This window comes from Ruegeria sp. CI8 (genome assembly GCF_056536865.1).
In genome coordinates this window covers 656222-669304 of record NZ_JBQFQL010000001.1, presented here as the reverse complement: position 1 = coordinate 669304, position 13083 = coordinate 656222, and the positions used below count along the sequence as shown (strand labels likewise).

Here is a 13083-nt window from a genome sequence, read left to right as displayed (position 1 = left end):
CGCCGAACGATTATTCGGCCGTCCAGTCCCGCACACCAGTGAAACCAGCATCCTGAAGCTTGCCGAGATAAGCGGCCAGCATATCTGTGCCCTGCTCGCCGTTCTCATTCAGCGTTGTAGCCCATTCCTGCGCAACATTGGGCATCGCATTTGCCCACGCAGCGCGGTCTTCGTCCGAGATTTCAATGATCGATCCGCCAGCTTCTAGAAATGCATCTCGCGACGCAGCGGCTCGATCCATTGCAATACCTGCCACGTGGTCACGGTAGTCGATAGCCACGGCCTGTAGTACTTCTTTTACCTCATCGGGCAGACTCGCCCAGTAGTCGGCATTGACGGTGACTGTTTTTGTATTTACCGCACCAAGGTCTGCCTTCAACATGTAAGGGGCCACTTCGACGATTTTGAACGTCTTGGAAGCTTCCGGCCAAATCATTACGCAATCGACAAGGCCGGTTTGAACCATGTTGTAGAAATCAGTGAGGCCTCCGCGTACACCCGCCGCGTCCTTGATACCCTCGAGATAGCGCAAGTTCAGGCCGGCACCCGCGATCTTGCGTCCTTCAAGATCTGCAACTTTCTCGACCGGCTCTGAGCAGAAAATCTGATATGTGTCGAGCACAACGCCCGTCGCCAGATAAACCTGATTTTGCGCAGCAAACTCATTCTGCATAGCCGGGTATTCTCGCGCGATCTCGTCAACTGCCTTGGCCACTGCACGAGCATCCGACGCGACGAATGGTGTCGAGCCCGAGATCCCCTGGCTGGGCAGCTTGGACGAATGGAAGATGGTTGTGACGATGCCAATGTCGCCCAAACCCAACTGTACGCCTTCCAAAACACCTTTGGGTTTTACAATAGAACCGCCATAGTTCTCCTGCCAGTTCATCTTGTAATTGCCGGACTCGGCCAGCCGCTTATCCACTTCTGGAATAAAGAAGTTGGTGAATTCCTTCACCCATAAGGCCCGATCTGGGTACCCATCAATCACAACAGCTGAAATGGTCTCTTCTGCCGCGAGGGGCATCGCCATGACGCTTGCCACAGCAGCCGCAACAAGGCTGCGTTTGGTCCAGTTTTTCATTTCTCTCCTCCCAGAAAGTCGGGTCTGTTGACTTTTAGCTGCTTGTTTTGACCCAGTTGACGGTCAGGTCAGTGCCTGCCGCTTCGAACAGCTTTGCGATGGCACAGTATTTGGCCGTTTCCTCACCCACGCGTGTCAGCTCCTCCTGACTGGCGGGCGTTTCACAATTCACGGTGAGTTCAATTTCCGGAAACGGAACATCGATCTCTTCTTCCATTAGGACACCACGGCGATCCAACCTGCATTTCGCGTCTATCGTCACTGTGCCAAGATCAACTCCCAAACGGTGCGCATTCTTGTGCCCGATGACGTTGGTGCAGGCGATCAGCGCTGCCATTGCGGTTTCGGTCGGGGACGGGCCAAGATTTGTTCCGCCCCGTTCGACCGGTTCGTCTACGACAACATCTAAATCACGAATGGGAATCTCGGTCCGCGCGTGCGTCGGGCATTGAGCTGTCGTGCGGTACGTGACGACAGGTTTCACTTTCATGGCCACTGGGTCACCTCCTCATGCATAAGAGCAAACCTTTTCGAATGGGAAGCGAGGCAGCTTGTGAAACAGTCCCGTTTCATCTGCGTAGCCCAGATTGCACAAAAAGTTCGACTTGAGCGTTGTTCCTGCAAAGAACTCCTCGTCGACGATCTTGTTCGAAAAGCCGGACATCGCGCCGACATCCAACCCGACAGCTCGGGCGGCGATCATGAAATAAGCGCCCTGAAGCGTTCCGTTGCGAAAAGCTGTATCGGCCACATATTCGGGATTGTTCTCAAACAATGGCCGTCGGTCTTCGTGCGGGAAAAGAAAAGGCAATTCCCTCCAGAAGTCCATGTCATAGGCAATGATCGCCGTGACCGGCGCATCCATCATTTTTGGCACGTTCTTCGGCTTCAACGACTTGGCAAGCCGCTCTTTTCCTTCGGCACTTTTCACGAAAACGAAGCGGGCGGGCAGCGTATTCATGCTGGTCGCGCCGTTGATCGTGATGTCGTAAATCTCTTCGAGCAGATCGTCAGAAACCGGCTGGTCGGTCCAGGCATAGTGAGACCTGGACTCGCGAAGGATCAGGGCAATTGCATCGTCGGACAATCGCGGAATGCGCTGGCGCAGGTCTCGATGATCTTGCTGTGCCTTGGCGCGAAGTGCTTCCAGCTCTGCCCCGGTTGGTGCGGTCATGCTGCGGCGACCTTTGACTTGGCGTCTTTTTCATCAATCACTGGGCTGGCGCAAACTCCAATGCCTTCAATCTCGACCTCGACGGTTTCGCCGGGTTTCAACCAACGGGGATTGGGCTTTTTGGCGTGTCCAACTCCAGGTGGCGTGCCCAGAGCAATCAGATCCCCCGGCTCCAAAGTGGTATATTCCGAGATCGTCGCAATTACCTGCCGGACACCCCAGATCATATTGGCCGTGTTCGAGCTTTGCAGGATTTCATCGCCCACACGGCTTTCGATCTTCAGACCTGATGCTCCTTCGGGCAACTCATCTGGCGTCACGGTGAAAGGACCGATAGCGCCCGTATCATCAAAGTTTTTGCCGGGCGTCCACTGAACGGTTTTGCGCTGATAGTCCCGCAGCGAACCATCGTTGAATACAGTGTAGCCAAAGACATAATCCAGCGCGTCCTGCTCCGAGATATGGCGGCCGCGTTTTCCAACGATCAGCATAAGCTCGGCTTCGTAGTCGAGTTTTTCCGAACACGCAGGCCGCACCATGGGTTGGCCCGCCGCCATGATCGAATTCTTACCGCGCATGAACAGCGTTGGATATTCGGGGATGTCGTAGCCGCCCTCTTTGATGTGATCCGTATAGTTCAAACCCATGCAAATGATTGTGCCGGGTGACGCCACGGGCAACGCCGGTGTGACTGAGGATAACGGCACAGCTTCCGCCGAGATGATTTTTTCAGCCAGCGAGTCGGCCAAACCTGGCTGGCCAATCAAACCCATCAAATCGGAACCGACGGCAGGGTCCAAAGCCGTTAGATTCACTGCGTTTTCACCGTTCACGGCAAAAACCGCTGTGCCTTCCGAAGTCTCTCCCACCAGGTATTTCATTGTCACCTTCCATGTTAGCTTGCTTGATTTTTGCCGACTATTTTGCAATATGTCAAATAATATCGATATTTCTGGAGGCCGCGAATGGTTGCTTGGGCAGACTACAAATCAGATGCGAAAAGCCGCGGTGCGCTTGCGTTGGAGCTTTACGTCGCGCTGAGCACGCCAGCCAAAGCGCCCGAAGATGTAAAAGCTTCACTGCCAGGTCACCTGGCGTATCAGGCGCAGCTTGAACATTCGGGGCAGTTGGCTTTTGCAGGCCCCATGTCGGATGAAACCGGCGAGCATATGCAAGGGATTGGCCTCATCATCTATAGGGCCGACAGTCTCGAAGCCGCCCGAAAGCTGGCAGAAGATGACCCGATGCACAAAAGCGGTGCACGCAGCTTTGTACTTCGGCGATGGCTGATAAACGAGGGCTCGCTGAACATCTCAATCGGGCTATCGACTGGAACGAGCACGCTCAGCTAAGAGCTCCCAGCAGACTGCACCACGTAGAAGGGAATGCCAGACATGGAAGCCATGCTTGATACCGAGGTTAAAGAGACATCCGCCACTCATGGTGCGTATCGAAAGCTGCGCGAAATGATCCTGACTGGCGAGCTGCCGCCCGGCCAAAAGCTCAAGATCGAACAGCTCCGTGGGCTCCTTGAGACCGGCGCAAGCCCGGTTCGCGAAGCTCTAAGCCTTTTGACATCGGATATGTTGGTGGAACGAATTGACCAGCGCGGATTCAGGGCTGCACCAGTAAGCAAATGCAACTTTGAGGAAATCCTTATGTTGCGATGCAATCTTGAAGAAACCGCGCTGCGCAAGTCCATCACCAATGCAAACTCAGCCTGGGAAGACAGGCTTGTTTTGCGGCATCACCATATGAAAAAGGCGAGCCAAAAAGGGGCACACGACTTTGAAGACGCACACAAGGCGTTTCACATGGCCTTGTTGGACAATGCGAGGCTTCCATTACTGTTGCGGTATTGCTCGCAGCTTTATGATCTGAACATCCGCTATCGTTATCTGGCGGCTGGTGGGTCGAGTTACAAAAAGCGCGATATCGACGCAGAGCATCAGGAAATTCTGGACGCAGCACTGGATCGCGATGCAGAAAGCGCAACGCGGCATTTGATCGATCATTACCGTCGAACTGGTGAGTATCTGAGCAGTCAGATGGAGTCGTGAAATGCAGCGGAACTGGTTTTTGGGCGATTTGCTTGATCAGCTGTTCGACCACCCCGGCAAAAAGCGGGGCAAGGATGACAAGCGATCCATATCAGAGCTATGTGAAGCACTCTTGTCTGCGGAAGGTGAAGTATCAGGTTTCGCACTCGCATCAACGATACTGGATCGATACCAGACCTTGGACGACCCGGAAAAACTGGACTTCTTCGCTTATTTGAATGACCAGCTTGAGTTAGACGCGGATCAACTGTCTGAGACGGCGCGTCGTTATGCCGAGTGTAGAAGTGTCGATCTTTATAAAAGGCTTAGCCAGGCGGCTGAACCCAAACGGCAAGAATTGCTGCGCCGTCTGAATCAACCGTCCGGCGCGACGCAAGAGCTTGTTGCAATGCGCGTTGACCTGCTGCGTTATCTCAAATCCAACCCCGAACTCAAGCGCACAGATGTAGATTTCGTGCATTTACTGCGAAGCTGGTTCAACCGGGGTTTTCTGGTCCTCAAACAAATCAGTTGGGATACACCAGCCCGCGTTCTGGACAAGATCGTCGCGTATGAGGCCGTCCATCAGATTCATGATCTGGACGACTTGCGGCGCCGGCTTTTTCCGCCCGACCGTCGCTGTTTTGCATTTTTTCATCCCTCAATGCCGGATGAGCCGCTGATTTTTGTCGAAGTTGCTTTGACGACTGAGATTCCGAACGCGATTGATGTGCTTTTGTTCGAAGGTCGAGAACCGATCGAACCAGAACAGGCCAAAATCGCCGCATTCTACTCAATTTCAAACTGCCAGAGGGGTTTAACGGGTATCAGCTTTGGAAACCTGCTGATCAAACAGGTTGTGACCGAACTTTCGCGAGAGCTTCCGGGCCTCGACACATTTGTGACCTTGTCTCCGATACCCGGTATGAACCGGTGGTTAGCTGACGAAACAGGACATCCCGAGCATGGCCATGCTGCCGAAGCCGTACTTGCGGGAACAGCCCCTCCGCAGGACGTGCGGGCGATGGCCGCCCGATACCTGTTACAAGCCAAGCGCGAGGATGGGATGCCGCTGGACCCTGTGGCCCGCTTTCACCTGGGCAATGGCGCCGAGCTTCACGAACTGCATGCCGGGGCCGATCCGTCACAGAACGGACGATCCCAATCCGGCGGCGCAATGGTAAATTACCTCTACGACTTGAAAAAGACTGAACGTCACCACGAAGAATTTGTGACGCACGCCACAATCGAAACCTCGCGTTCCGTGCGCGCGGCTTCAACCGCAGTACTTGCGGCCAGACCAGAGGAAAATCCAGCGTGACTAACATACTTTATGACAGCTTGTTTGCCCACCACGCGGGAAACGAGGCTCCGTTCCTGCTACTCGATGACGGAAAGGTAGTGTCATATGACGCGTTTCTGAAACGCGCTGCGCAGATCGCGCATGTTTTGCAGAACAGCGGAGTTTCTCCTGGCGACCGCATCGTTGTGCAGGCCCCAAAGTTGGCCGATACGATTGCACTCTATGCTGCTTCGGTTCAGTCAGGTGCTGTCTATTTGCCGCTAAACACTGCTTACACAATGGCAGAATTGGACTACTTCGCATCTGACGCCCTGCCTGCGGTGATCGTCTGCGACGACAAAGACGAAGCTGAGATCAAAAAATTGGCGGATCAGTATGGCGCAAGGCTGCTTACCCTTGGCGGTGAAAGATCAAGCTTAAGCCGCCAAGCTGACACGCAGCCGCGCGAGTTTGAAACCGTTGATCGCGCCCCGGACGACCTTGCGGCTTTGCTTTATACGTCGGGAACCACGGGTCGCTCTAAGGGCGCAATGTTGAGCCATCAGAACCTTTTGACCAATGCACAAGCTCTCGCGGATTTGTGGGGAATCACAAACAACGATCGCTTGGTTCACGCGCTGCCGATCTTTCACACGCACGGGCTTTTCGTGGCGATGAACACGTCACTAGTCGCCGGGTCCGAGGTTCGGCTGATGGAAAAGTTCGACATTGGAATGATCTTGGAGGAATTACCGCATTCGACCCTTCTAATGGGTGTCCCCACTTTTTACACTCGATTGCTGGCGGATGACGGTTTCACCAAAGAGATTGTGGGGAACATGCGGCTGTTCGTGTCGGGTTCTGCCCCATTGCTGGCCGAAACCCATCAGGCGTTCGAAGCGCGCACAGGCCACCGCATCCTGGAGCGCTACGGTATGACCGAGACAAACATGAACACCTCGAACCCCTATACTGGCGAACGTCGCGCAGGAACTGTTGGCATGGCATTGCCCGGCATCGAGGTGATCGTCACTGATCCTGATACCGGTGAGCAACTGCCCATAGGGGCGGTTGGAATGATCGAGATACGCGGCCCTAATGTTTTCCAAGGCTATTGGCAGATGCCCGAAAAAACCGCTGCGGAACTTCGTGAGAATGGGTTCTTTATCACCGGGGATCTGGGCATATACAGCGAGGATGGCTACCTGTCGATTGTAGGTCGTTCAAAAGACCTTATCATTACTGGCGGTTACAACGTCTACCCCAAGGAAATCGAAGACGTTTTAAACGACATCGATGGCGTTCTGGAGTCGGCAGTTTTTGGCGTCCCTGACAACGACTTCGGGGAAAAGATCATTGCCGCTCTGGTTGCTGAGCCAGGCGTAGAACTCGACACGGATCAGATTGCATCAACCATCAAGGGAAGGCTGTCGCGCTTCAAACATCCGCGTCGCTACGAACTCGTCCAAGAGTTGCCACGAAATACCATGGGAAAAGTCCAAAAGAACGTTCTGCGCGATCAACACACGAAGAAAGAACCCGCTACGGCAGTATCTTAGCCGACCTGCCTAGAACTTCGAACAAACCATAACCCTTTGAACTGATAGTATCCCACGGATTGAATCGCCACCTCATCAGGAGATTGACCATGACTCGCATGACGGCAAAAGACTTCGATCAGGAACTGCTGGATCTGTACGACTATTATGCGCACGGAAAGATCACCAAACGCCAATTTCTGGACCGCGCCGGAAAATTCGCGGTTGGCGGCTTAACGGCTGCCGCGTTATTGAACATGCTCAGTCCGAACTATGCGCTGGCACAGCAGGTGTCGTTCAACGATCCCGATATCCACGCAGACTACATAACCTACCCCTCTCCGAACGGAACGGGTGATGTCCGAGGCTACCTTGTTCGTCCCGCTGGTGTGGAAGAACCCCTACCCGGGGTGCTCGTGATACACGAAAACCGCGGCCTGAATCCCTACATCGAAGATGTGGCGCGACGCTTGGCGAAAGCAGGCTTTATGGCACTGGCTCCTGACGGCCTAACGTCGGTTGGCGGATACCCCGGCAACGACGCAGATGGGCGCGAGTTGCAGAAGACAGTCGACCGGGTCGAGCTGATGAATGACTTCTTCAATGGCTTCGAATACCTGTTGAACCGGGAAGACTGTACTGGGAAAGTTGGCGCTGTGGGTTTCTGCTATGGCGGTGGTGTGGTCAGCGCAATTGCAGTGGCCTACCCCGAATTGGCCGCCGGCGTGCCATTCTATGGCCGCCAGCCGGCCGCTGAGGATGTGGCTAAAATTCAGGCACCGTTGCTGATTCAGATGGGCGAGGTTGATGAACGCATCAACGCAGGTTGGCCGGAATTCGAAGCTGCGCTTCAATCCAACAATAAGGTTTACGAGGCCTACATCTACGAAAATGCCAACCACGGCTTTCATAACGACAGTACGCCTCGGTATGACGAGGAAATGGCAAACTTGGCCTGGGACCGCACCATTGATTGGTTTAACACCTACCTAAAGTCCTGAACTGAGTTCGCGGAATGGCGAAGCGACGGCAAAAAATCTGTCGTCGCTTCGGTGTTCAAAAACTTCGAGAGAGCGTCATCAAACAAACTCAAAGCATTCTCGGCCAGCCCCAAATAGCTGCCTTTTTGCTGCACCAAGCTCGCGCCATTCGCCGAGGGTAGCGTTGCATATCAGCTTCAAGGTGTCTCGATTGGTAAGAGATTGCTACAGGTTGAAGTGATTTTAGAGGGCGGAGTGAACGGCCGCGAGCTTTTACAATTTTGCATCCGACTTACTGGCTGCATAGTAATTCGAGAACGGTTGTTTTGGTCCGTGACCCGGTCATTCCGGATCGCAATCTCGCTGCGTTCTGCCTAAACGTCCGCATTATCCTCTGTCATGCAGCGGGTGATTTTCGGCGATGCGGTGGGTAATCTTGCTGCGAGCGCTCGCAGCGTAAATTCTTCACTTCTACGGAGGGCTCGATGCGGTCATTCGCTCTACCGCCACGATTATCCGGTTTGCGGACCTTTTCCGCCACTGGCCCGCGTGCCTTGCTGAGCCGCTTGTGACCCATCCGTAGGATACGCACAGCGTGCGGTTCACAATTGAATTAATCTATCCCAACTTTGGGATAAATGAACCCGTTCACCGGGTAGAAGCTGCCATACCGGCCCGGGTGACTTTCAACGCGGACCAATGTCCAATCATTGTTTTTGGATACATCCTTGACGCCCATTTTCAATGATACCTTGTTGCGGTGCCAATTGGCGTGGTTCACGATGACTTCTCTGTCTGTGACGACATCGGATACGACAGCCACGTGACCAAGCGGCATCCCTCGGGTTGCTCGAAATGACATGACCGCACCAACAACCGGTTCATTGCCTCGCTCAAAAGAATTGCGCGCCTTGCCCCACCAGTCCTTGGCGTTTCCGCGAATTTCGATACCGCTGAGGTTACGTGCGTAGGGTACGCACCAAACCCTTTGCCCTCGAGCTTGTTTTTGAGAGACCTCGCGCAACGCCATGGCCTGACGTTCTGGATCGAGATCCGCGCCGCTTGGGGCCTGAGCGCAGGCAGAAATAAGAGCAAAAAGCCCCATCGCAAACGCAGCGCGAGCAGTACCGTGCAGGCACGGCCATTTCGTATTTGCTTTGCTGTCGCTGTTTTTCAAGACATTACATTGACGGTTTGAGGGGTCGTATATTTTTATGGCGATCTTACGGGTTATGAAAAGAGCCCAGCCGGGTCCCCGGCAGAAATTTGCCAGTTGATATTCATCCTTGATGGGCCGAGCGCGAGACTTTGCAAAGTCAGCTTTCTGCGCATAGCCGCAGTCGGTCGAGCGCGCAGCATCGGTCACTTGGGGCGCACATCCTCTGTTCGCTGCGCCTTCACTGAGTGACTACTTTGCGGACGAAGTGGCTAGCCTCGGACAACTTCTGAATTAGCCCGAAACATCCATCGAGTAGAAATAGGTCGCACAAATAGTCTGGTCATCAACGCTTGTAGGCGCTGCCGCACCCGTAAACATCGCGATGCCGAGATAGTCGAACCCAGAACTTTCTTCCTTCCAGGCCGCCATAAATGTGATTGGCTGGTCTCCACAAAGCGTGTTTCCCTGACGCAACGGTCCGACGTCACCTGATACCCGGAATACCTGGGCAATAGGCACGTCACCAGACGCGCCCCAATTACCTGAACTCTTGGCGTCATGAACCTCGAGATCAAGAGAAGCGCCGGTCTCGAAGACTATCCGCTTGGTAGACAAGATTACTGGCCCGGTAATCGCCATTGCCGTTTTGCTGGAAGGATTGAAGGCCTTGGAATCCTCAAAGAGCGGTTGGGAAGATGCAGCACCCCCCATTACCCCCATAGTTATTTGCAGCATCAGGTTCCATCGACGCATTTGATTCTCCATTGTGCGAAGCGGGCTGACAACCTTAAACATGCTTTTGCTTTGTCGTCGAATGCAGCCGAGAGACCAAGCCAATCGTTGTCTATGCTGAGCACGCGATCAAGGTCTGAGGAGGACTCGAACCTGACGTTCGTCTGAAAATCGTGAGCGTACGCGTGTGAGAATTTGCAAACCCATTGCAAGAGAAATGAGAGTTCGAAGACAAACCCAATGACATGAGCCTCCGGCTGTAACAAGATGGTGGCAGAGGTGTACGTTATGGCGGATGTTTTCGACCGCATTGCAGATTGGTTGCAGAAGCTGGCCTTTTTTGATGCCGACCTTGGCGGGCTAGTCGAGCAGCTAAGTCACAGGCTGATCGATGGTGGCGTGCCGGTTTCGCGTGTTTCCTTGGGCCGCCTGATGATGCACCCTGTAATTGGATTGCTCGACGCAACATGGGATGCTTCCAACCATCGAATTGAATGGACTGTTCTTCCACGAAGCTCGGTGACAACTGATCTCTTCGACAAAGCACCCTTCGGAGAGAACTCGAAATTGGCCAATGAGATAGCGAAACAGCACTTCAACAAGGAAGTCTGGGACTTGGCGGACGACCTTACGAACGGCTCGATCAAGTTTCCTTTCATGCGAGCAGATCTGACTGACGAAGCGACCCGTGACAGATTTCCGCTATTCCAAAAACTCGCTGAGGCAGGTGTCACCGACTACGTCGTATTCAGTGCACCATTCGGCAATCGTACCGTTGTATTTGACGGCAAGGTCGAGTGGGCTTTGGGGGCGTCAGTCTCTTTTGCGACAAAGCGTCGTTCTGGTTTCACAGACCGTGAGGTAGATGGTCTGTCGCGACTGTCTCTACCTTTGCTTGGTACAGCGCGTGTTCTGTCAGAGCAGTTCCTGGCAGCTGAGTTGATGGAGGTTTACTTGGGCAAGGTGTCCGGTCGATCTGTATTGAACGGTCAAATAGCCCGGGGAGATGTCAGCAAAATTGACTGCGCTCTATTGTTCAGTGACATACACGGGTCTACGGCTTTGAGCCAGCGCCTGTCACCGGAAAAATATGTCGCGACCGTCAACCAATTCTTCGACTGCGTCGGCGGGGCGGTACACGACCACGGCGGAGAGGTTCTGAAATTCGTTGGCGATGGGTTGCTTGCGATCTTTCCTTTTGATGGCCAACGAAGACTACCCGAAGACATGTGCGAAGCTGCCCTGTCGGCGGCGCGAGAAGCGTTCCAAAGGCATAAAGAGCTTGATCCATCAGACCGTGCTGAGTTTGGGATTGGTTTGCACACTGGCGCGGCTGTGTACGGGAATGTTGGCACTGAAAAGCGCTTGGATTTTACGGTAACCGGCACATCAGTTGCGATAGTCAGCAGGTTAGAGAGCTTGACGCGAAAACTGGATGCGCGGCTTTTGGCAACTGGCGACTTTGTCAGCTTGGTATCTGAAGAGCCGCATAAATTGGGGCGGCATTCATTGCGGAGTTTTGATGAAGACTTAGAGGTCTTTTCCTACGAAATTGTCACGTAAAGCTCAATTGCATGAGCCTTTTGCAAACATGCTTTGATGTGCGTTTTGAGGCGCGGGCACTAGAATGACAACGGTCTGCTTCGGGCTCGTAGCGGTTTTCCCGCAAGACTCAGTGTTTGGCTTCTCGGCAGACAGAAGCTGCAATTCCAATCATATCGGTAAAACTTGCTTCCCGACAGAAACGGAAATTCACCGAAGCATCCGGCAAAAAACGCGGAGATAACAGGGTCGCAGTCCAATTCATTGTTTCAACGTTGATCCTGGAGGCGCCGGATGTAGTCGCTGACGATCTCTTCCCAGAGTATCGGCCACCACAATACCCAATGACCTTTGTTGTAGCCAGGAACGGCCACGATATGAGTTTCACTTTTGACACCCATCGCTTCCATTGCGGTGAGGTTGGATAGGGAATGCTCGATGCTGTAGAACATGTCATCTTCCCCATAGATGGAAAGCACCGGCCCATCGAATGATCCAACACGTCGAAAGAGCGTCGGATTGATTTGAGGATCACCGTAGCCCTCTGCCATCCATCCCCCAACGAAGTTGATCACACCAGCGGTGTTTCCCGGATCGTCGCCGGCCTGCATAAGGGCAACAATGCCCCCGCGCGAGAAACCAATCAGTAGAACCGATCCATCACTCACATCCGGTCGTTCCTGCAACGCATGCAGCGCTGCTTTTGCATCCATCAGCGCACGTTCCGCCCCTGCCAAAGATAGCCGGGCCTCCATCGAATAGCCCTCGGTCCGATCTTCAGCAAAGCCCTCGTCATACAATCCGTCGGACCCACCCCGACCGCGGCGCTGTGGGAACGCAGCGATCCAACCGTGTGAGTTCAGAACGTCCGCAAGCCAGTCGTTGGAAAAGAACCGATCAAAAGCCTGCGGATCGGTTCCAGAGCCGGTTGAGCCGTGATGAACGAGAGCCAACGGGAAAGGCCCATCACCAGGAGGTCGATAGATAGCCACAGCAAGCTCGACTGTTGCGCCGTCCTCTCGGAGTTCCGTCGTAAGGAAGTCTCGCGTTCCAACCTCAAACCACTGGCGGGTCGCCGTCGCGAGGACTTCTGAGAGGGTTTGTCGCTCGAGTATTGCGACGCGGTCCTCGGTTGGATAGATGCCCCGCAGTCGCCCCGTACCCGAAATTGAATAGCGCGCCCCGAAGTCATTGTCGGTGAACACCAACGTGCTTCCGTCTAAACGTGCTTTGCTCCGGAACCAGTTTCCGCGGCCATGCTGGCCACGTCCGACCGAGTAAACAACATTGAACAACCCATCCTCATCTCGGCTTTCGACGACGAGGATATGACTTCTCCGAGAGTCCCATCTCCCCGTCCAAATTCCAAGAAAAGGAGAATCTGGCGTTACATCAATTGCAGTGTCGGCAGGAAGCGGGGCGTCCCCGATAAGAACGGAGTCTTGCGCAAAAGACTGAGTGGCCAAGACAACGAGTGTTGCGATGGTGAGAGAAAAGCGCATGACGAATGCCCCGATGCTGTAAGTGATACGAGTTCGCCCTTTTTTAGCACA

General features: G+C 53.9%; 13 protein-coding genes. 6 read left to right on the top strand and 7 right to left on the bottom strand.

Going from position 1 to position 13083, the window contains the following annotated elements; translation table 11 throughout:
- Nucleotides 1-10: 10 nt before the first annotated feature.
- Genes ACR0DA_RS03280 through ACR0DA_RS03265 form a run of 4 tightly spaced genes read right to left on the bottom strand, consistent with a single transcriptional unit; the run spans nt 11 to nt 3139 of the window.
- Nucleotides 11-1084: a C4-dicarboxylate TRAP transporter substrate-binding protein gene (locus ACR0DA_RS03280; RefSeq protein WP_170439450.1), complete on the bottom strand. Its 1074-nt coding sequence runs from the start codon at nt 1082-1084 to the stop codon at nt 11-13.
- Nucleotides 1085-1118: 34 nt separating this feature from the next.
- Nucleotides 1119-1574: an OsmC family protein gene (locus ACR0DA_RS03275; RefSeq protein WP_170339947.1), complete on the bottom strand. Its 456-nt coding sequence runs from the start codon at nt 1572-1574 to the stop codon at nt 1119-1121.
- Between the two features lie 18 nt (nt 1575-1592).
- Nucleotides 1593-2258 carry a malonic semialdehyde reductase gene (locus ACR0DA_RS03270; RefSeq protein ID WP_170404058.1) on the bottom strand — a complete coding sequence of 222 codons (666 nt, stop codon included), beginning with the start codon at nt 2256-2258 and terminating at the stop codon, nt 1593-1595.
- On the bottom strand, nt 2255-3139 hold the full coding sequence (locus tag ACR0DA_RS03265; protein ID WP_170363806.1) for a fumarylacetoacetate hydrolase family protein: 885 nt from the start codon (nt 3137-3139) through the stop codon (nt 2255-2257). Before ACR0DA_RS03265 ends, ACR0DA_RS03270 begins: the two co-directional genes overlap by 4 nt.
- An 84-nt stretch (nt 3140-3223) precedes the next feature.
- On the opposite strand from ACR0DA_RS03265, the gene ACR0DA_RS03260 reads away from it, so the two are divergent.
- The 5 genes from ACR0DA_RS03260 (at nt 3224) to yghX (ending at nt 8118) form a co-directional block, all read left to right on the top strand.
- Nucleotides 3224-3610 carry a YciI family protein gene (locus ACR0DA_RS03260; RefSeq protein ID WP_170598283.1) on the top strand — a complete coding sequence of 129 codons (387 nt, stop codon included), beginning with the start codon at nt 3224-3226 and terminating at the stop codon, nt 3608-3610.
- 42 nt (nt 3611-3652) lie between these two features.
- Entirely contained in the window at nt 3653-4318 is a 666-nt protein-coding gene (locus tag ACR0DA_RS03255) for a GntR family transcriptional regulator (RefSeq protein WP_480752937.1), read from the top strand.
- Nucleotide 4319: 1 nt separating this feature from the next.
- A complete protein-coding gene (locus ACR0DA_RS03250) occupies nt 4320-5618 on the top strand; it encodes a malonyl-CoA decarboxylase (protein WP_170598287.1) in 1299 nt (432 codons plus the stop codon).
- Entirely contained in the window at nt 5615-7138 is a 1524-nt protein-coding gene (locus ACR0DA_RS03245) for a malonate--CoA ligase (RefSeq protein WP_480752936.1), read from the top strand. The genes ACR0DA_RS03250 and ACR0DA_RS03245 overlap by 4 nt, the downstream gene beginning before the upstream one ends.
- An 89-nt stretch (nt 7139-7227) precedes the next feature.
- Nucleotides 7228-8118, top strand: a complete 891-nt coding sequence (gene yghX / locus ACR0DA_RS03240) for a YghX family hydrolase (protein ID WP_480752934.1) — start codon at nt 7228-7230, stop codon at nt 8116-8118.
- Between the two features lie 592 nt (nt 8119-8710).
- Here the strand turns inward: yghX and ACR0DA_RS03235 are convergent.
- Both ACR0DA_RS03235 and ACR0DA_RS03230 read right to left on the bottom strand, forming a co-directional pair.
- A complete protein-coding gene (locus ACR0DA_RS03235; RefSeq protein WP_480752933.1) occupies nt 8711-9463 on the bottom strand; it encodes a CHAP domain-containing protein in 753 nt (250 codons plus the stop codon).
- Nucleotides 9464-9547: 84 nt separating this feature from the next.
- A complete protein-coding gene (locus ACR0DA_RS03230) occupies nt 9548-10009 on the bottom strand; it encodes a hypothetical protein (RefSeq protein WP_480752931.1) in 462 nt (153 codons plus the stop codon).
- A gap of 267 nt (nt 10010-10276) precedes the next feature.
- Here ACR0DA_RS03230 and ACR0DA_RS03225 point away from each other — a divergent pair, with 267 nt between their 5' ends.
- The gene (locus ACR0DA_RS03225; protein WP_170437004.1) at nt 10277-11551 is read left to right on the top strand and encodes an adenylate/guanylate cyclase domain-containing protein; all 1275 of its coding nucleotides are present in this window, start codon (nt 10277-10279) and stop codon (nt 11549-11551) included.
- A gap of 248 nt (nt 11552-11799) precedes the next feature.
- Here the strand turns inward: ACR0DA_RS03225 and ACR0DA_RS03220 are convergent, their stop codons facing one another.
- Nucleotides 11800-13032 (bottom strand): alpha/beta hydrolase family protein, encoded by a 1233-nt coding sequence (locus tag ACR0DA_RS03220; protein ID WP_480752929.1) that lies wholly within the window; start codon nt 13030-13032, stop codon nt 11800-11802.
- Nucleotides 13033-13083 lie beyond the last annotated feature (51 nt).

What these genes read in the sequence shown, in the direction of transcription:
- ACR0DA_RS03260 (WP_170598283.1), top strand. Translation starts at nt 3,224, where the DNA reads ATGGTTGCTTGGGCAGACTACAAATCAGATGCGAAAAGCCGCGGTGCG.
- ACR0DA_RS03225 (WP_170437004.1), top strand. Translation starts at nt 10,277, where the DNA reads ATGGCGGATGTTTTCGACCGCATTGCAGATTGGTTGCAGAAGCTGGCC.
- ACR0DA_RS03275 (WP_170339947.1), bottom strand. Translation starts at nt 1,574, where the DNA reads ATGAAAGTGAAACCTGTCGTCACGTACCGCACGACAGCTCAATGCCCG.
- ACR0DA_RS03280 (WP_170439450.1), bottom strand. Translation starts at nt 1,084, where the DNA reads ATGAAAAACTGGACCAAACGCAGCCTTGTTGCGGCTGCTGTGGCAAGC.
- ACR0DA_RS03250 (WP_170598287.1), top strand. Translation starts at nt 4,320, where the DNA reads ATGCAGCGGAACTGGTTTTTGGGCGATTTGCTTGATCAGCTGTTCGAC.
- ACR0DA_RS03230 (WP_480752931.1), bottom strand. Translation starts at nt 10,009, where the DNA reads ATGCGTCGATGGAACCTGATGCTGCAAATAACTATGGGGGTAATGGGG.
- ACR0DA_RS03255 (WP_480752937.1), top strand. Translation starts at nt 3,653, where the DNA reads ATGGAAGCCATGCTTGATACCGAGGTTAAAGAGACATCCGCCACTCAT.
- ACR0DA_RS03270 (WP_170404058.1), bottom strand. Translation starts at nt 2,258, where the DNA reads ATGACCGCACCAACCGGGGCAGAGCTGGAAGCACTTCGCGCCAAGGCA.
- ACR0DA_RS03265 (WP_170363806.1), bottom strand. Translation starts at nt 3,139, where the DNA reads ATGAAATACCTGGTGGGAGAGACTTCGGAAGGCACAGCGGTTTTTGCC.
- yghX (WP_480752934.1), top strand. Translation starts at nt 7,228, where the DNA reads ATGACTCGCATGACGGCAAAAGACTTCGATCAGGAACTGCTGGATCTG.
- ACR0DA_RS03220 (WP_480752929.1), bottom strand. Translation starts at nt 13,032, where the DNA reads ATGCGCTTTTCTCTCACCATCGCAACACTCGTTGTCTTGGCCACTCAG.